We start from the raw sequence: 17,758 nt of genomic DNA, 5'->3' as shown, positions 1-17,758 counted from the left end.
AATCATGTGAATGAAAAAGTAGAAAATAATATATTCCACCCTTCCATTCACACAATAACTACTTTACCTAACTAACTGCACTAGTTATTTTCTGGGCGAAGCTTACGAACAGCTGTTCCTGCTTGCCACATTTCGCTTTCGCGTAATTCCTTCAATTCTTCTTCCAACTTCACACGATAGTTTTCTTCACTATTTGAGTCGATAGAACGTTGAGCCTCATTACCAGCAGCAACTTCTTTGTATAGTTTTTCGAAAACGGGTTTGGTAGCATCACGGAAAGGCTTCCACCAATCCAAAGCTCCTCGTTGTGCAGTAGTTGAAGTATTTGCATACATCCAGTCCATACCGTTCTCAGCAACCAATGGCATCAAACTTTGAGTCAATTCCTCAACAGTTTCGTTGAAAGCTTCGGATGGAGAGTGACCATTCGCACGAAGAACTTCATACTGAGCTGCAAAAATTCCCTGAATACATCCCATCAATGTTCCACGTTCACCAGTTAGATCAGAGTATACTTCTCTCTTGAACGTAGTTTCGAACAGGTATCCTGAACCAACACCAATACCCAATGCAACAACTCTATCAAAAGCTTTTCCGGTTGCATCCTGGAAAATTGCATAAGATGAATTTAAACCTCTACCTTCCAAGAACATTCTTCTCAAACTGGTTCCCGAACCTTTTGGTGCAACCAGAATTACATCAACATCCTTTGGAGGAACAATACCTGTACGTTCTTTGTATGTGATTCCAAATCCGTGAGAAAAATACAATGCTTTCCCTGGAGTCAAATATTTTTTAACGGTTGGCCAAACAGCAATCTGTCCAGCATCCGAAAGCAAGTATTGGATGATAGTTGCCTTTTCCAAAGCTTCTTCAATTTCGAAAAGCGTTTCTCCTGGAACCCAACCGTCGGCTACAGCCTTATCCCAAGTTTTTGATTCTTTACGCTGACCAATGATTACATTAAAGCCATTATCTTTTAGGTTTAATGATTGACCTGGCCCTTGTACTCCATAACCAATAATTGCAATGGTTTCCTCTTTTAATACTTCGCGAGCTTTATCCAATGGAAATTCTTCACGAGTTACTACTTGTTCTTCTACACCGCCAAAATTAATTGTTGCCATTTTGATTTAAGATTATTAGATATTGGTCTTGCGTTTAAATTTTCCAAGTCCAAAATCATGGTTAATTTATTAGATTCTATTTTAGTACTTTTCTATTATTACATTGCTCATTACTAAGCAACAAACTCTTTTAAATATTTGGTAAAATCCTTTTGCAAACAAGAAACTGCCACTCTTCCTGAACGTGCAAACTGTAACACTCCATACTGTTCCAATTCGTTAAAAAGCTGTTGATTTTCGGCTTTATAACCCACTTTTTCTATTACAAGAAATTCAGGATTTACAGTCAAAATTTTTGCATTCTGATTTCTTACCAAAGCTTCCAAATTACCATTCAACTTGGAAGAATTTGCAATTTTAAACAATGCTACTTCCTGATGAACAATCTCTTCTGCTTCAAAATAAAGTGCCTTAAAAACACCGATGATCTTCTCCAATTGCAACACCACATTCTCTACTTTGCTCTCATCCATAAAAGCTACAATGGTGTATCGAGAAATTCCCTTCACTTCTGATTCAGAAACTGTTAAACTTTCAATATTGATTTTGCGACGAGAGAAAACTATTGTTACCTCATTCAACAATCCTATATTATTTTCGGAAAAAACCGTTATTGTGTACTCTTTCATATTCTTTGATATTTAGTAACTAGTATTAAGTAGTTAGATTATTTACAGATTGTATAATCAATCTTTTATTACTCATTATTAATTCTTAATTACCAATTATTCCAGTCTCATTTCAGATACTGCAGCGCCCGGAGCAATCATTGGCAATACATTGCTTTCCGTTTCTACAACCACTTCAAGGAAGAAAGCTCCCGGAAAGTCAAGCATCTCCTGAATCGCATCCTGCAATTCTTCTCGCTTGCTCACTCTTTTTGCCTTAATGCCGTATCCTTCTACAATTTTCACAAAATCAGGATTGTCCATCTCTGTGTATGAAAATCGCTGTTCGAAGAATAAATCCTGCCACTGACGTACCATTCCAAGGAATGAGTTGTTCAATACAATCGACTTCACCGGCAACTTGTACTGGCGAATTACCGCCAATTCCTGTATGGTCATCTGGAAACCACCATCGCCCGAAACCGAAACAACGGTTGCATTTGGATCTGCAATTTGAGCTCCAATTGCTGCCGGCATTCCAAAGCCCATGGTTCCCAATCCACCAGAGGTAACCTGTGTATTTGGATTCTTGAACTTGTAATATCTTGCACTTGTCATTTGGTGCTGCCCTACATCTGTACAAAGTACTGCCTCACCATTTGTTTTTTCCGACAGACAATCAATTACCTCCGCCATATTAATTCTCTCACGAGATGAGTGCGTTTGTTTTTCAATCACCTTTTCATACTCCAATCGGTAATAATCTTTGAAAGACTGCATCCACTCTTCACGTTCAGAACCACTTACCACTTTATTCAGTTCTGTTAATGCCTGCTTGGCATCTGCCAATACCGGAACATCAACTCTAATATTTTTGTTATGCTCAGATCTATCAATATCGATGTGAATGATTTTTGCTTGCTTGGCATATTTCGATGTATCCCCAGTTACACGATCATCGAAACGCATCCCAATAGCGATCAAAACATCACATTGGTTGGTGTTCATATTAGGACCATAGTTTCCATGCATTCCCAACATTCCAACATACAATGGATGATCAGTAGGGAATGAAGACAAGCCCAATAAAGTACAAGCAACTGGTGTATTTGTCTTTTCCGCAAACTCCATCAACTCCTGCTCTGCTCCCGACAATAAGATTCCCTGACCGGCAAGTATCATAGGTTTCTTGGCAGAATTAATGAGCTCAGCTGCTGCGGATATCTCATCCATATTTAGCTTTGGTACCGGCTGATACGAACGAATCCCTTTACATCTTTCATACTTGTATTCAGCTTTTTGAACCTGTGCATCCTTTGTGATATCAATCAATACAGGTCCTGGGCGTCCTGTGCGAGCAATGTAAAATGCCTTCGCCATTACCTCTGCAATCTCTTCTGCTTTCGTGATTTGGAAGTTCCATTTGGTAACCGGCATCGAAAGTCCAACCATATTTGTTTCCTGAAAGGCATCTGATCCCAATAAACCACTAGGAACCTGTCCTGTAATTACAACCATAGGAGTCGAATCCAAATAAGCATCCGCCAAACCAGTTATTAGATTGGTAGCTCCTGGTCCCGAAGTGGTAAAGCAAACGCCTGGTTTTTTGGTCAATCTGGCATAAGCCTGAGCACTGTGAGTTGCACCTTGCTCATGACGCGACATATAATGTTTTAGTTCTTTCTGATAATCATACAAAGCATCGTAAACAGGCATAATGGCACCACCTATGTATCCAAACATGGTATCAACACCTTCTTGTATTAAACTACGAACCAATATTTCTGCCCCGGATAAGGTTTCACCTGTATTATTCATCTCCTTGATATTTTCTGCTTTTGTTGCTGTTTCCATTTTGTTCGTTTTTTGCTGTTCCATTACAATTGTCGTATCGCTCCTTTGTCTGCCGAGGAGACTAGTTTTGAATAAGCCTGCAGTGCTTTCGAAACAACTCGACCTCGGCCTCTTGGCTGATATGCCTCTTTTCCGAATGCTTCCTCTTCGGCTTTTCTTTCCTGTAGTTCCTCATCCGAAATACAAACATTGATACTTCTGTTTGGGATACTGATTTCAATTTGATCTCCATCTTTAATGAGTGCGATAGATCCTCCCGCTGCTGCTTCCGGAGAAACATGCCCAATGGATAAGCCTGAGGTTCCTCCTGAAAATCTTCCATCGGTAATGAGTGCACATTTGGCTCCAAGGCCCATGGATTTCAAATAGGAAGTTGGGTACAGCATCTCTTGCATGCCTGGTCCTCCCGATGGTCCCTCATAACGAATCACCACTACATCACCTGCTTCTATTTTTTTGGTAAGGATGGCTTCACAAGCATCACGTTGTGATTGAAAAACTTTTGCCTTGCCCGTGAAATTGAATACCTCTTCGGCAACTCCTGCTGTCTTCACAACACAACCATCAGGTGCAATATTTCCAAACAATACAGCCAGTCCACCATCTTTGGTGTAAGCATTTTCCATGCTTCGGATACATCCATTTTCACGATCTGCATCCAAATCGGCATATACTTCATTCTGAGATGCAAAACTCAAGTTTCTTCCCTTTTTACCTGGGCTTGAATGGTAAGTAGACAAAGCTTTATCGCTTACCGTCTTCGAGTTTAGATTGTAATCGTTCAAGGCTTCCTGCAATGTAGAGTAATCCACTCTACCAACATTGGTATTCAACAATCCGCCAGCTGCCAACTCTCCAAGAATACTCATGATTCCACCAGCACGATTCACATCTTCGATGTAGTACTTATCTGAGTTTGGTGCTACCTTACAAAGGTTTGGTGTCTTGCGTGATAGCTCATCCATGTGCTTCATGGTAAAATCAACCTCTGCCTCACTTGCAATTGCCAAAAGATGCAGTACAGTATTGGTCGATCCACCCATTGCAATATCCAAAGTCATTGCATTCTTAAAGGCTTCGAATGTTGCAATTGATCTAGGCAAAACACTCTCATCCCCATCCTTGTAGTAAGCATTGGTAATCTCGACAATGCAGTTTGCAGCATCCATAAACAGGCGCTTGCGATTGGCATGAGTTGCCAAAACAGTACCATTTCCTGGCAATGCCAATCCCAATGCTTCATTCAAACAGTTCATCGAATTGGCTGTGAACATTCCTGAACACGATCCGCAAGTTGGACAAGCAGATTCTTCAATCTCTTGCAATCTTTCATCACTTACACTGTCGTCTCCAGCTTTTACCATGGCATCTACCAAATCCAGCTTTTCACCTTTCGATTCTCCAGCCTCCATCGGACCTCCTGATACAAATACAGTTGGAATATTCAGCCTCATTGCCGCCATCATCATTCCAGGCGTTATTTTATCACAATTCGAGATACAGATCATGGCATCTACCTTGTGTGCATTACACACATACTCCACACTATCAGCAATTACTTCTCTTGATGGAAGTGAATACAACATGCCGTCATGTCCCATGGCAATCCCATCGTCTACGGCTATGGTATTGAACTCGGCAGCAAAGCAGCCCGACTTCTCAATCTCCTGCTTTACCATCTGGCCAACATCCTTTAAATGAACGTGTCCGGGTACAAATTGCGTAAAAGAGTTTACTACAGCAATTACAGGTTTGCCAAACATCTCTTCCTTCATTCCGTTGGCACGCCAAAGGCTTCTGGCTCCCGCCATTCTTCGGCCCTGTGTGGTTTGATTACTTCGTAACGGTTTCTTATACATTTCGGTTAATAGTTAAATCGTTTATCTTGTGTTTGTTCTCACTTACAGATCAAAAAAAGCGCCCTTCCTTTTGGGAAGAGCGCTCATAAATTCGTTTGCTTCGAAGTTATTGTATATGCACGTCTTCCCTGATCCTCATTCTAATAATGACGATAGAAATAATAATGACAATAATGATTACGTTAAATGATAACATACAATAACCAGATCAAAAAAAAGCCCCTTCGTTTTGAAGAGGCTTTAGATATTTTGTAACAATTAAATTCGTTTACTTAAACATGCAAAGCCCCGTTCTGTGTCCTAGAAGGACAAGAATAATGACGTTAATAATAATGACTGTGCTTAAACGCATGTTGTAATTTTTTTTGTTTGTTTTTAATTTTGTCAACGAACATTTACAATCACTTTCGATCTGATTACGCTGACAAATCTATGCGACAAATGTATGTGAAAAAATCTTTTTTTTCCAAATCCTACGATTCCCAATTCCTGTTTTTACGAAAAATTAATTCTAAATAAAATTCATAACTAGCTGATTTTCTGTATTTATTATTTTTATAGGTTTTTTCTGAAAATGTTAGCTTCAATTCAATTTTATTACTCCAAACTTATTTTTCGCAAAGCTTTGCGCTGATATTTTCTCATCCAAAATCAATAAAAAAAGAGAATCACAATACAATTTTTTTGATGTATCCTCTATTCGATTTAAACAAATTAACACATCAAATTTGGCTTTTTCTTTTTTTAGTGATTGCATGAGTGTCCATCAGTTCCATGTTGATGATTACATGTTTCTCCGCTATCTTCTACCATTCCTGCAATAAATTGTTGAACCAATTCATCAGCACTTCCAGAACATCCGCGAACCACCTGAATACCATTACTGTAAAGCACATTAATGGCACCTTGACCAATTCCTCCTGCAAGCATTACTTTTACGCCAGCTTCTGCCAATAATGGAGCAATGTTCGACTTACAACCACAACCTTGCGGCGAATCCATGATTTCACTTCCTACAATCTCGTTCTGCTCTGAAATTGTATAGATATTATAAAATTCACAATGTCCGAAATGTCCATCAACTTGTTTATTACTGGTAACTGGTACTGCAATTTTCATATTTGTTTTATTTTCTTTTGATTAAGTACTACTAAATGAGAATATACTCATTTCAGACCTCAAAAGTACAAAACAATAATAATCGTGCAAACTTCTGTGCTTTCTATTTGTATTTTAGGAGTGAATGGGGTGATTAAATGTGAATTCCTATTATCTAAATCTTAATGATCTATAGTATACAAACTAACGATCTTCTCAATTCTTCGAAGCTTCCCCGTCTTACTAGAAAGTTTTCTATGTATAAGCAGCTTGATCTTCCCATGCCTGGAAAATCCCGTTTCAAAACATTCTCTACCAATGGGACCCCACCTGCGTGGTTGAGGCCGGTCTCTGCATCACATTACCTTTCTACTATTCTACCATTTTGCTTTTCAACCTTTGTTCCTTTTATTCATATTTTATCGAATCCACAGGGTTTAAATTGGCAGTTTTGTAGGACTGGTAACTTACCGTTAAAATGGCAACGATTCCCACTACAAACACAGGCACAATAAACAGCAATACTGATATTTCCATTTGTGAAGCAAAACCATTCAACCAATAGTGAATGCCAAAGTAGAACAATGGTAACATTACGACTGTTGCAATAATTAAAAGTCTAAAATATTCCTTTGAGAGCATCAGTAATATGGTTTTAACACTTGCTCCCAAAACCTTACGAACTCCGATTTCTTTTTTGCGCTGATTAGCTGTAAAAGCTGACAAACTCAACAAGCCCAGAGTGGTGATGATAATCCCCAATAAGGCAAATATTCCAAACACTTTTCCAAATCTGATATCATCCTGATATTGTGCTTCGTAAGCCTCATTCAATACATAATAGTTAAAAGGATTTCCCTCAAACAAAGTCTGATATTGATCCTCAATAAAATGGATCAACTTCTTGGAAACAGGAGCCTCTAGTTTTACAGACAGACTGCCCAAAACACCAGGTTGAGTAAGAAAAATAATCGGCTCATGTTCTTCCTTTGGAGTTTGATGTGCATAGTCCCTGATCACACCAATCACTTTTTTCTTTTCCCTACTCAGAAATATATTATCTCCGACTGCATCGGATGGATTATTATAACCCAAATGGTAAGCTGCTTTCTCATTTATTACCACAGCCTTGCTATCCGAAAGATGAAGCTTAGAGAAATTTCTTCCTTTTAACATTTGCATTTCGTACAAATCCAAGAACTCCTCGTTTACCTGGATCAACCTGTAATTTTTACTGGCTGTGGGTTCATCGCCTTCGCGGTAAATACTTCCCAAATTCGATTTGATATCCTCTCCCGGCACATAAGAAGAATAGGAAACCGATTTAATTTGCGGGTGGCGTTCAAGCTCTTCCCTAAAGGCATCTCTTCGGTGAATTAAAGTAGAATCGCCCACCATTGGCGTACTCAACACAATGATATCATTCTTGTTAAAACCCGGATCCAACTTGTGCATATGGTTCAACTGCATCATCACACTTAAGGTTCCTGCAATCAATACAATCGAAATGACAAATTGCAACAGTACCAGACCTTTTCGAAGTACCAATCCCGCCTTACTTCCCTGGTATTCTCCTTTCAGCATTTTATTCATATCCGTAAAGTTCAATCCCCAAACCGGATACATTCCTGATATGAATACCCCAATAAAGAGCATGGCAAGTAAATTCCAGTAAAACCAATTCTGATGCCAAATGCTGTATTCTACAGGAATGGCAGTCAGGCTTTTAAATCCAGACATGAACAGCTCAATGAATATCATAGCCAGACCAACAGCGATCAGATTGATGAGCAAAGACTCCATCAAAAACTGCAATATCACTTTGGTTCTTGAAGCTCCCACTACTTTTCTTAAACCTACTTCCTTGGCTCTTCCAATGTATGATATGGTAGACAAATTTAGGAAGTTAACCCAGGCAATCAGAATGATAAAGTAAGCAATGATGTATAGAAAGCTTACTGTTTTTTTATCGCCGTTGGTTTCCAATTCCTGCATATAGTGAGAACTCAGATGAATATCCTTAACGGGTTGCAAGTAGAAAAACATTTCCAATTGGAATTTCTTTAGCACCTCACTGATTTGATTCTCGAGCAAAGCAGGAACCTTGGCCTCAACCTGCTTGGGATCGCTTCCTTTTTTTAATCTTACGTAAGTATAAAAACCACTGTACAGCCACGATTTCATTACCCTGGGCCCATAAAGACGAGCCAAAGTTTTGTAAGAGAGCAAAACATCTGTTTTACAGTGTACATTCGCAGGTCTATCCTTAAAAACCCCTTTCACTTCCAAAACCAAATCCTTATTCATCTTCAGAAATTTACCAACAGGCTCTTCATTTTGGAAATACTTTCGAGCTATACTTTCCGAAATTACTACTGAATTTTCTGCAATCAATGCAGTCGCTCGATCTCCTTTCACAAACTCGAAGGAAAACATGTTTAAATACTCATTGTTTACCCAATAAGCTCTGTCTTCCTGAAAAACCTTATCCTCATATCTAAAAACACCATGGGCATTGTAACAATGAGCAAGGGCTTCAACCTCTGGAAATGATTCTTTAAACGCTTCTCCTACTGCAGGACAAGCTGATGCAAAACGAATCTCATCTCCTTTTTGAGAGTGTCGTTCCCATCTCACACGGTAAATATCATTTACATCATCATAAAAATTGTCGTAACTGTTGTGATAATTCACATACAAGGAAATAAACAAACAAGCGGCTATACCAATGGCAAGTCCAAGTATATTTACCAAGGTAAACACACGGTTCTTTAACAAATTGCGCCAGGCAATCAGGAAATAGTTTCGTATCATAAGTTTGGGTTTTGATTTGTAAGCCGTATCAAATACCACACCAGCATTCACTTAGCATTAAATATCAACAAATTGTAAAATAAAGTCATTGTATTTCTGTTCATAACCTGTTCGTCTTCGAACACTAAACTGTACGATTTTCAGCACTCTTTACATTTCAACACAGATTCGCACACTCCCTCCCAAACTCTTCAATCATTCCCCTATTTAGACCATTCCACTTTTTTATTTTTCTACTATTGGACTTTATATTAAAACATTCATGATAATAAGGTAGATACTATACAAATGAAAGTTACGGTGCTCTGCACCTAGCTTGACTTGTTAATAATTAAACTACAAATCCTGCACAGCTCTGCTGCTTTTCTAATGATTATGAATTGTATAATGCCTAGGTGCAGGGCACCGTAATATTTGTAGATACTTCAATTTAACAAATAATAAAGGTACAGAGTACCGTTATCTGTTTTATTCAGGTATTGGTAACTTTCATAAAAAAGAGCTCTCGCTTGAGAGCTCACGCAACAACAATAACCTAACTAATGATTCATCTGTTTTTAATCAGACATAAGTACATTGCAAATATGGTTTTTCTTTTCTCTTGCAATGTTTGCTTAGTATGAAGTCTGCTTTAAGTTTATGGGACAGAAAAGGACCTCTTAAAAATCTATTTTATGAGTTATTAAATGTGCAAATCTATTTATAATGTCTTCATGTGAGACAGGTTTAAACCGCCTACTTGGTACTCCTTAGGAGTTATACATTCTGGATAAGCCTATTTCACCGTGTAGTTTTCCAACACATCAAACCCTAACCTTCCTTTCCTTACTTTGAGCACTGCCGACTTTGAGTTCATTACCTTATCCATCTGCGAATTTGAAAAAACAAGTTGCTTTTCCATTCCTTCATAATTTATGACTACATAAGGTGATCTTTTGTTTCTATTTCTTTTTCCACCAGCCAAGCTCCCTGTTTCTTGCACCTTAAACTCCTTGCTTACAACTTCATTATCGGCAAAAAAATAGTTCACTGCCATAAAGCTAAATAATACAAACGCACCTGTCATACAGCTATGTAAAATATAGTGAAGACTCCAATGTGCCTTCATTCCATCGATATCATTCAGCTTGTTGTAAAAAATAGGTGTTAGAACAATTCCAGGCGTTAACCAAATCATCAAAGGAATTTTCAATTCAATCAATGTCTTTCTGTAAATGTATATTTCACAAGTCAGCAGAGCTATCCCCAGAATAAATAGGAATACAATAATGTTATCAAGCTTTTTATTCCCCTTCGAAACTCTTCCTTTAACCAGATTCTTTCTTAATATATTTTCTAAACTTCTACTCATTCAGTTATTACTCTTGAATTTTTATTCCGCTTTGCCGATTTTAATTTGCCAGATTCCTAATCCCCACGAAAATACAAACCAGGCACCGGACTTTTAGGATAAAGAGATTCAGGTTTCCACCAGCCAACCAAACCAAATGAAGTTTTCAACAGGAACATTTCATCCTCATTCAAAAGCACTTCAATCTTTGCTCCCTTGGGCAATTTTGCCAATTCTTCCTCAAGTGTTTTATCCGTATACAAAACAATACTTTCTATGATCTCACTACGAATCCCCACATGATAATAAGGCTGTTTTACCTCTACCAGCTGATCGCCTACCAGCTTGTATTTCTTTCGCTTGTCATATGTTGTATTGGCATGACCTCGAGTATACAGATATCCATTGCCAGGAACAAATAAATCCAAACATTCAATAGTTCCCATTCTAATCAAACTATCACCCGCTTCCTTATAGATGGAATACATTGGATCACAACTAGGACCTCCATCATATACAATTCTGAAATACTCCTCCTTTTTATAATCTATTTTAGTTCTTGCAACATCAATGATGTCGAAATATTCCGATTCAATAAAGTATAAAGGGTGCCCTTTTTGAATCGTTTTTTGTATTAGCGTAGTTATATTCTCATTATAAAATACCATTGGGTTATGATCCCAACCACAGCTCCCCATTCCATCATCAACCTCTATGTATTTCAAATATTTGAACGATGCAGGTACATCAACATGTTGTGCTTTCACAAAGCAAGATGTAAGCAGTAAGATGCTAAAAGCAATAATTCTTCTCATATGTAATTTTTATTCATTTCCAGGTAATAATCAACCAATTCGCTCCAAGATGATCTCCTTCACCTCATCAATATTGCTGCCATCATACACCACCACATTCTCATGGGTAAATCCCTTGTTGTACTCATTCAAAGGCATTACAACCAAACCTCTTGGGCGGTGCTTTAGCCATGGCATGATGTAACCAGGATAATCATCCACCAATATTTTTCCATAATGCCTGCTTTTGTTTCGGGTCATGGTAAACTCTATTTCTCCATCTATGTTGTTGATGATCCATTGTAGCTTACCCGCCAGGGCTGCCGGATTCTTCTTTGGTGCCTGGGTCAAGATTTCATTGTGATAGCCCAACTCTTTGGTCAGCTTAAAAATATCAAAGCCCAGTTGATATTTCGGTAGATTGGCCCACCACTTCTCATCCGATTTGATCAACTCCATCCTGTCCCATAGGTACTGATATTCGGGTGCATCACCCACCATAAACGGATCTACAATTGGCTCATTGGGTGCTCTCAATTTTTCCAACTCCAATTTCATCGAACCAACATAGTCACAAATGGTTCCGTCCATATCAAACAAGGCTATTTTTTCGCTATCCATAACTTCATTCATTTTGTCATCACTGCCGCACGAGTCCTCTATTGTAGTTCTATTAAAAAAATGGAACGCGATAGAATCGAGCACCAGCGGGATTTTTCTATTTTTTTCTTCTATTTAATGATGTTTTTAGGTCATAATTGATATCGTAGAATACCAATGAATCTGTTGTTAATTTTAAAATTAACCACTTTCCTATATTTTTCTCGCTGTCAATTGTGATTATAGTATCCTTTCTTAATTCATATTTTAGTTCCAGGTCAGCATCAGGATAGTAAATCACATCTTCATAAATTCCAAAATGTGCATTTTCTGTTTCTTCGTCTCCACCATAAGCACCACAAAGATTTTTAACGTTGATTTCTAGTTTTTCCTCCTTGTCTTGAGTAAAAGAAAAAAGAATAAAGGCAATTAATATCAATGAGATTAATTTCATGGTTTTTATTTTAGTCATTCAATCAGGTTTAGTATTTGTTTTTATATGCTCTCATAGCTGGTTCGTGTCTGCAAGTCGGTCCTTACCCAATGCAAAACATTACTTCCTTTACCCTGCTACCGCATCTGCAGAGGAATTTATCTTGCATGTAACATGAGGGTCTCACTTTAAGTGAGGCTCTCATTCATTATATATTGATACCCTCACTTTGAGTGAGAGCATCAAGTGTTGCCACTTATCGAAACCATAAACATGCTTAGCATATAGCTACCGTGTGTAATACACATTCAATTGTCATCTTGTTGTCGATATGATGATCACCCCATCTTCAGCACGATTACCATACAAAGCCTTACCCGTTTCCCATGGCAAAGAACCAATGCTTACTATCGTATCTGCGTACACTTTAAGTGTCTTTTCTTTCTTCAAATCATCATATCGATACGGCTTACCATCCAACACAATCAATGGATTTTCTTTAACCCTTGATTGCCCGTTATACTGACTAACTTTTTCATCAATGATACCCTCATACTTGTCAAGCTGAAAGTCAATTAATTTAGGCATGGGTTCTGCTTCATTTTCCTGACTAGCTTTATTCTGACAAGAGAATAATGAACTTAGCATCAATAGGAGTAGGAGTTGTGATATGGTTCTCATGTTTACAATTTTTGGTTGTAATTGCTAGCTTTTGCTTTCGCAAAGCACGAGCTGCAAAGCTCGCGCTATCTGGGTTTGTTAGGCAACGTTTTCCCTCATCTTTTTCAGAAATTTCGGTATTTCATTCCATTCCTCAATCCAAATTGTTTGAACACCTAATGAAGCAGAATCATTTTCCTCAAAACGTTCATGTACATCTCTTAAAAACTTTAGTGTTTCGTCAAAGTTTAGATTTGCATTGTTTTTTTGAGTTAATAGCTCTGAGTTTTCTAATAGATTGTTAATTTTTTCTCTTAAAAAGTCAGTCGATACTCTCTTTTTAAATATGTAATGATGCTTTCTTTTATTACCTTTTTGTTTAAGAGAAATATCTAATAATCGTCTAATATTTGGGTCACTTAGAGAACTTCCAATAAACAAACATGTGTTATCTCTGAACTTGTTTATTTGAACTATATTATTCCAACTATACAAATCTGAATATTGCTGATGATAATTATTTTCACCAAAGGTTATTTTTTCGTCAGGATTGTTCTTTTTATTTTCGGCTAAAAATCCATGTACATGATATATGGGCAATTCGTCAATTTTTATTTCGGTGCCCACACCATAAACACTTTTGTAAGGAATATCTAGATTTGTATTGTCTAGTTTGAATTCTAAAATATCATCAAAATTGTATGATATAATTGAATCTAAATTGGGGCTTTTACCGGGTGCTACGCAAAGCTTCACAATTTCATTAAACAAAATTGATTCTTTAGTCTTGTCTACCCCAGTATATAATGTTTCTTTTACAACAGATTCAAAAGATTCTTTTTTATTTTCGAAATAACTCTGTAGGTATCTACCCGAAATCAAAGGATTTGGTGAAAAAATCTTGTTAAACATAGATGAAAGAACTTCCGATACATCATTATCTTTTTGTATGGTTTGCACCATTATCTTTTGAAGTAAATCGTTCCAGTTAGGAATCCCAAACTCAATAGATACTCCAGCACCAATAACTAATACTAGTTTATCATTTTGATAAGCTTCATAGATGTTCCTACTCGATTGTTGTTTACTTATATTATTAGATTTAGGTAATTCTATTTTAATATTATTTTGAAGTTCAAGATACTTTTCAAGAAACTTTTTTTGTGGATTCTTTTATCTTTTTCTTTTTTTCATTATCGTCTAATGTGTCTGTAAATGAAAGAAATATATTGTTACTATCTTTTATACTCATAAGGTTTAATATTTTGCTTATTGATCTTTAATGTTGCCTAACGTTTGCTGGATGAAGTCGTGGCGCGTTAGTCGTGGTGTCGTGTCACCCGATAGGGGGACTAAGACGGTAGACTAAGGTGTCAGGACGAGCTAACCGAGCCATGCTTTATACCAGCGTGTTGGGTAGCGTACATTTTACTATTAATTTCACTTATTATCCTTTTGGCTTGGTCTGTGTTGATTTGTTTTCCAATCATTCTTTTCTTTTTTCTTAGGTTCACAACAACTTTTATAGTTGATAAACCCAAAAAATCAAGTCCAATTGATCCAAATCCTTTAGATGAATCACCAATTCCAATATTAATTATTTCTTTTTTTAGATACTTTTTTGATTGTCTAAATAGCCAAACGACTTTTGTGTGTTTTATGTAATTTGAATGTATTTCAATATTTTCAGTCCCAATGAGAAGATAAGAAATGTTGAAAAAATTATAATACGCAGCCCATAGGAAAACTCCTATTATTGTCAATAAAATAGGATTGATTTCTGCATAAATCAATTCGAATCCTATTCTAGCAATGATATAAACAAGTCCTAAAAATAATAAAGAAATAAAAGCAACAAGTCCTAATATAACCTTGTCCCTTTTAATATTAATAGTGGTGAATTCTGTATTCTTTTTTATTTCGAAATTCATGTTTTTTACTAGATGTTCTTGTTAGGAAGGTATGCTACCCAACGTTGGGCTAACCCAACCTAGTTGGTTTATTTTGATTATATCATTTTGTTTATCTATTAAGTTTGGGTGGCTAACCCAACCTTTAGGTATAGTTATTAAAAATATTACCCATTGGTTTTTTAAACTTTGAAATTTCGCTTTTTGCAACATGAGTATAACGCTCAGTTGCATTACTAGCTTCATGTCTCATACTCATTTGCACATCAGGCAAACCGGTTCTCTGTTCTTTTCACATCATTTTCATGTGTAGTGAAAATCAAATTTATAAACAATCATTTTCAAAGCAAATATTTTACAGTAACAAATTTTAAGAGAATTATCTATTTTACCCATAAGCTGGTATTTGCGCACTATTCAGGAAGAAAATTAGAATCAATCTACATAATTATGATGGAATATCAACCCAGTTTTGGCACTATTGTCACAACTTGGCTTTGTTTGCTCTCTTTTAGGTACAAATCGAAGCTTAGTAGAAGATAAAACACCTACTATATTTGCATGCTGATTATACCGAAGTTTCAGCTTCTAAGGGAATGGCTTCCATTTCCAAATACATTTTGCTTTGTTCCGATTTGTAGCGGCGAATGGGCACGCACAAGCTTTTGTAATTGATATTTTCTACAATCAGTTGGTGCTCTCCCTCGGGAAAATCTTTGAATCTAAAGCTTCCTTTTGCGGTAATGTGGGTAGATAGGTCCAAACCTTCCACCCATACCTTGCCCAGGGCAATGGGTTGGCCGGTGGCTTTGTCTTTTAAGTAGCCCAACACATCGAAATGATGTTGTATCTCTTTGCTCTTTTGTCGGGTCGCAAAATAGTATTTCACAAAATCGGGATGGAGAGAGCGCAAATTTTCTATGCTATGGTCCAGCTTGCTGTTCAAAAGCTGATTGATCTTCTTCTGTAGTATTCTGTATTCATTCTTTGCATTGGCCTTCTCCTTTTTTAATGCAAGCAGCTTGAACCGCTTTTGCTCAAAGGCTTTGCAATCCTTCTCTACATCTGTAATTATTGCTTTGTTAATGCCAAAGGATTCCAAAGATGTAACATGCTCTTTGGCTATATCGATACTCTGCGTGTAATAATCAATCAGATCCAATTCGCTGAGCCACATTAGGTGTTTTTTCGAAACATATGTCTTTTCCAATATCTCGCTATCGCATACCGAGTTGGCATAACAGACCAAGGCATTGGAAAAAGAATAGAGTTTCAGCTCCAAAGCTTTCTTAATGGTATTTTTTTCATCAATCAACCACTTTATGGACTGATCTGCTTCCTCTTTCAATTTCAACAAGCCTTGTAAATCAAAAGTAAATTGATCTACCTGGCCTTTGATGTTCACATTGCTTTCATAAATGCTCACATTCTGGCTCAAAGCCTCTTGTGTTTGCAAATAAGAATCTAATTTTAAATTACTGGCTCTGTTCATTTTTATAAAGTTTAAGTAGTTTACTCCAAATTAAACAACAGTCTATCATTTCGTTTTTAATTCCTTACACATTTTTCGAATCAGCAGCTGACTTCTTCCATTTTCCAAGGATCGGAATGGATTTGTTTCCATTCTGTATCGATTTCCTTCCGTTCTGAATTGAATTTCCTTCATTCAGAATCAATTTTCTTCCATTCTGGAATGATTTTCCTTCATTCTGAAACGATTATCTTCTATTCTGGAACAATTTTTCTTCATTCTGAATCGATTTTCTTTCATTCTGGATCGATTTATTTTCATTTCCGTACAGTCTATTTCCATTTACGTTGGATCTATTTCTGTTCTCGGAGGATCTATTTCCATTCTGAAAGGGTTTACCTCTAATAATTTTTGGTTTTCCTGCTCTCTGGAAGTTTATTCTTCCATTTCTTGCGCATTTACACCAATGTGCAGATCATGCAGGTCCAATAAATAGGAGCTTAAATATTGCTAACAGCGAAGTTCCGATGCAAAACGGAATCGAGGGAGTCATTCAGCAAATGTAAAATACTTCGACCAGATGGTCTTACTCGTATTTTGTGATTGAAGCAGAGCAATCTCTGCTTGGTATTTGTTACTCTTGCACTTACTTGGTTGAATTGTTAGATAAATTTAGAGAATTATTTCTTTTATTTCCAAATAAAGCGTGTGTAATATTTTAATTTTGCTTGTTTATCAGATAAATACATCCATTCGCAACTATGCGAGGCATTAGTGTTTTCAAACTAAGGAGAAGGGTAAAGGCGGAAGTGTTTTTTTAGCGTGAGGACAAATTAAATCCCAATTTTATTTCGTCGCAGTTATTATTCCAGATCTATTAAGATTTGCAGTTGCGACGATTTCATGGCGGTGCTATTAACCCAGGGCGGCGGTCGCATTCTCTCCCTTGCCCTGGGCTAGAATGATGTATGCCCTTCAGGCAATTTAATTATATTGTACTAATGCATTTCTATTTTTTTACATCACGTGTTCTTTTCTCCTTAAGAGCCTGTCCCGATTAATCGGGAAGAAAGATAGAATGAGGTATTTTTTGTTCATTGGGTCAATTCGATATAATCCATTTCAAGTCACCTCACCTCAATCCTCTCCTTGAAGAGAGGAAAAGGGCTGCTGCATATATATACTATCCTCAAATTTTAA

15 protein-coding genes are annotated in these 17,758 nt (G+C 37.0%); all 15 read right to left on the bottom strand.

Features of this window, described 5'->3' with window-relative positions; genetic code table 11:
• Positions 1-80 precede the first annotated feature (80 nt).
• Positions 81-1,127: a ketol-acid reductoisomerase gene (gene ilvC, locus JCM15579_RS08180; RefSeq protein WP_054718421.1), complete on the bottom strand. Its 1,047-nt coding sequence runs from the start codon at positions 1,125-1,127 to the stop codon at positions 81-83.
• Positions 1,128-1,240: 113 nt separating this feature from the next.
• Positions 1,241-1,756, bottom strand: a complete 516-nt coding sequence (gene ilvN, locus JCM15579_RS08175; RefSeq protein WP_054718418.1) for an acetolactate synthase small subunit — start codon at positions 1,754-1,756, stop codon at positions 1,241-1,243.
• A gap of 96 nt (positions 1,757-1,852) precedes the next feature.
• Positions 1,853-3,589, bottom strand: a complete 1,737-nt coding sequence (ilvB, locus tag JCM15579_RS08170) for a biosynthetic-type acetolactate synthase large subunit (RefSeq protein ID WP_083464607.1) — start codon at positions 3,587-3,589, stop codon at positions 1,853-1,855.
• A 23-nt stretch (positions 3,590-3,612) separates the two neighbouring features.
• Positions 3,613-5,448 carry a dihydroxy-acid dehydratase gene (ilvD, locus tag JCM15579_RS08165; protein WP_083464597.1) on the bottom strand — a complete coding sequence of 612 codons (1,836 nt, stop codon included), beginning with the start codon at positions 5,446-5,448 and terminating at the stop codon, positions 3,613-3,615.
• Between the two features lie 744 nt (positions 5,449-6,192).
• Positions 6,193-6,567 (bottom strand): NifB/NifX family molybdenum-iron cluster-binding protein, encoded by a 375-nt coding sequence (locus JCM15579_RS08160; protein WP_054718412.1) that lies wholly within the window; start codon positions 6,565-6,567, stop codon positions 6,193-6,195.
• A gap of 387 nt (positions 6,568-6,954) precedes the next feature.
• Positions 6,955-9,360: an ABC transporter permease gene (locus tag JCM15579_RS08155; protein WP_157471397.1), complete on the bottom strand. Its 2,406-nt coding sequence runs from the start codon at positions 9,358-9,360 to the stop codon at positions 6,955-6,957.
• A 775-nt stretch (positions 9,361-10,135) separates the two neighbouring features.
• Positions 10,136-10,711 carry a hypothetical protein gene (locus JCM15579_RS08150; protein WP_054718408.1) on the bottom strand — a complete coding sequence of 192 codons (576 nt, stop codon included), beginning with the start codon at positions 10,709-10,711 and terminating at the stop codon, positions 10,136-10,138.
• Positions 10,712-10,767: 56 nt separating this feature from the next.
• On the bottom strand, positions 10,768-11,505 hold the full coding sequence (locus JCM15579_RS08145; protein ID WP_054718405.1) for a hypothetical protein: 738 nt from the start codon (positions 11,503-11,505) through the stop codon (positions 10,768-10,770).
• Positions 11,506-11,535: 30 nt separating this feature from the next.
• Positions 11,536-12,105 (bottom strand): hypothetical protein, encoded by a 570-nt coding sequence (locus JCM15579_RS08140; protein WP_157471396.1) that lies wholly within the window; start codon positions 12,103-12,105, stop codon positions 11,536-11,538.
• Between the two features lie 97 nt (positions 12,106-12,202).
• Positions 12,203-12,556, bottom strand: a complete 354-nt coding sequence (locus JCM15579_RS08135; protein WP_054718398.1) for a hypothetical protein — start codon at positions 12,554-12,556, stop codon at positions 12,203-12,205.
• A 276-nt stretch (positions 12,557-12,832) separates the two neighbouring features.
• Positions 12,833-13,198 (bottom strand): hypothetical protein, encoded by a 366-nt coding sequence (locus JCM15579_RS08130; protein WP_054718395.1) that lies wholly within the window; start codon positions 13,196-13,198, stop codon positions 12,833-12,835.
• A gap of 78 nt (positions 13,199-13,276) precedes the next feature.
• The gene (locus JCM15579_RS08125; protein WP_054718392.1) at positions 13,277-14,140 is read right to left on the bottom strand and encodes an SIR2 family protein; all 864 of its coding nucleotides are present in this window, start codon (positions 14,138-14,140) and stop codon (positions 13,277-13,279) included.
• Positions 14,141-14,550: 410 nt separating this feature from the next.
• Positions 14,551-15,108: a hypothetical protein gene (locus tag JCM15579_RS08120; RefSeq protein ID WP_054718389.1), complete on the bottom strand. Its 558-nt coding sequence runs from the start codon at positions 15,106-15,108 to the stop codon at positions 14,551-14,553.
• A gap of 547 nt (positions 15,109-15,655) precedes the next feature.
• The gene (locus JCM15579_RS08110) at positions 15,656-16,579 is read right to left on the bottom strand and encodes a carboxypeptidase-like regulatory domain-containing protein (RefSeq protein ID WP_054718384.1); all 924 of its coding nucleotides are present in this window, start codon (positions 16,577-16,579) and stop codon (positions 15,656-15,658) included.
• A gap of 45 nt (positions 16,580-16,624) precedes the next feature.
• Positions 16,625-16,753 carry a hypothetical protein gene (locus tag JCM15579_RS21875; RefSeq protein WP_262493501.1) on the bottom strand — a complete coding sequence of 43 codons (129 nt, stop codon included), beginning with the start codon at positions 16,751-16,753 and terminating at the stop codon, positions 16,625-16,627.
• Positions 16,754-17,758: the final 1,005 nt, after the last annotated feature.

The sequence above is a fragment of the Marinifilum fragile JCM 15579 genome (assembly GCF_001310955.1).
Taxonomy (GTDB): domain Bacteria; phylum Bacteroidota; class Bacteroidia; order Bacteroidales; family Marinifilaceae; genus Marinifilum; species Marinifilum fragile.
The sequence above is the reverse complement of the archived record's forward strand: the minus strand, read 5'-3'. Positions and strand labels throughout refer to the sequence as shown.

What these genes read in the sequence shown, in the direction of transcription:
- ilvC (WP_054718421.1), bottom strand. Translation starts at nt 1,127, where the DNA reads ATGGCAACAATTAATTTTGGCGGTGTAGAAGAACAAGTAGTAACTCGT.
- ilvN (WP_054718418.1), bottom strand. Translation starts at nt 1,756, where the DNA reads ATGAAAGAGTACACAATAACGGTTTTTTCCGAAAATAATATAGGATTG.
- ilvB (WP_083464607.1), bottom strand. Translation starts at nt 3,589, where the DNA reads ATGGAAACAGCAACAAAAGCAGAAAATATCAAGGAGATGAATAATACA.
- ilvD (WP_083464597.1), bottom strand. Translation starts at nt 5,448, where the DNA reads ATGTATAAGAAACCGTTACGAAGTAATCAAACCACACAGGGCCGAAGA.
- JCM15579_RS08160 (WP_054718412.1), bottom strand. Translation starts at nt 6,567, where the DNA reads ATGAAAATTGCAGTACCAGTTACCAGTAATAAACAAGTTGATGGACAT.
- JCM15579_RS08155 (WP_157471397.1), bottom strand. Translation starts at nt 9,360, where the DNA reads ATGATACGAAACTATTTCCTGATTGCCTGGCGCAATTTGTTAAAGAAC.
- JCM15579_RS08150 (WP_054718408.1), bottom strand. Translation starts at nt 10,711, where the DNA reads ATGAGTAGAAGTTTAGAAAATATATTAAGAAAGAATCTGGTTAAAGGA.
- JCM15579_RS08145 (WP_054718405.1), bottom strand. Translation starts at nt 11,505, where the DNA reads ATGAGAAGAATTATTGCTTTTAGCATCTTACTGCTTACATCTTGCTTT.
- JCM15579_RS08140 (WP_157471396.1), bottom strand. Translation starts at nt 12,105, where the DNA reads ATGGATAGCGAAAAAATAGCCTTGTTTGATATGGACGGAACCATTTGT.
- JCM15579_RS08135 (WP_054718398.1), bottom strand. Translation starts at nt 12,556, where the DNA reads ATGACTAAAATAAAAACCATGAAATTAATCTCATTGATATTAATTGCC.
- JCM15579_RS08130 (WP_054718395.1), bottom strand. Translation starts at nt 13,198, where the DNA reads ATGAGAACCATATCACAACTCCTACTCCTATTGATGCTAAGTTCATTA.
- JCM15579_RS08125 (WP_054718392.1), bottom strand. Translation starts at nt 14,140, where the DNA reads ATGGTGCAAACCATACAAAAAGATAATGATGTATCGGAAGTTCTTTCA.
- JCM15579_RS08120 (WP_054718389.1), bottom strand. Translation starts at nt 15,108, where the DNA reads ATGAATTTCGAAATAAAAAAGAATACAGAATTCACCACTATTAATATT.
- JCM15579_RS08110 (WP_054718384.1), bottom strand. Translation starts at nt 16,579, where the DNA reads ATGAACAGAGCCAGTAATTTAAAATTAGATTCTTATTTGCAAACACAA.
- JCM15579_RS21875 (WP_262493501.1), bottom strand. Translation starts at nt 16,753, where the DNA reads ATGAAGGAAATTCAATTCAGAACGGAAGGAAATCGATACAGAATGGAA.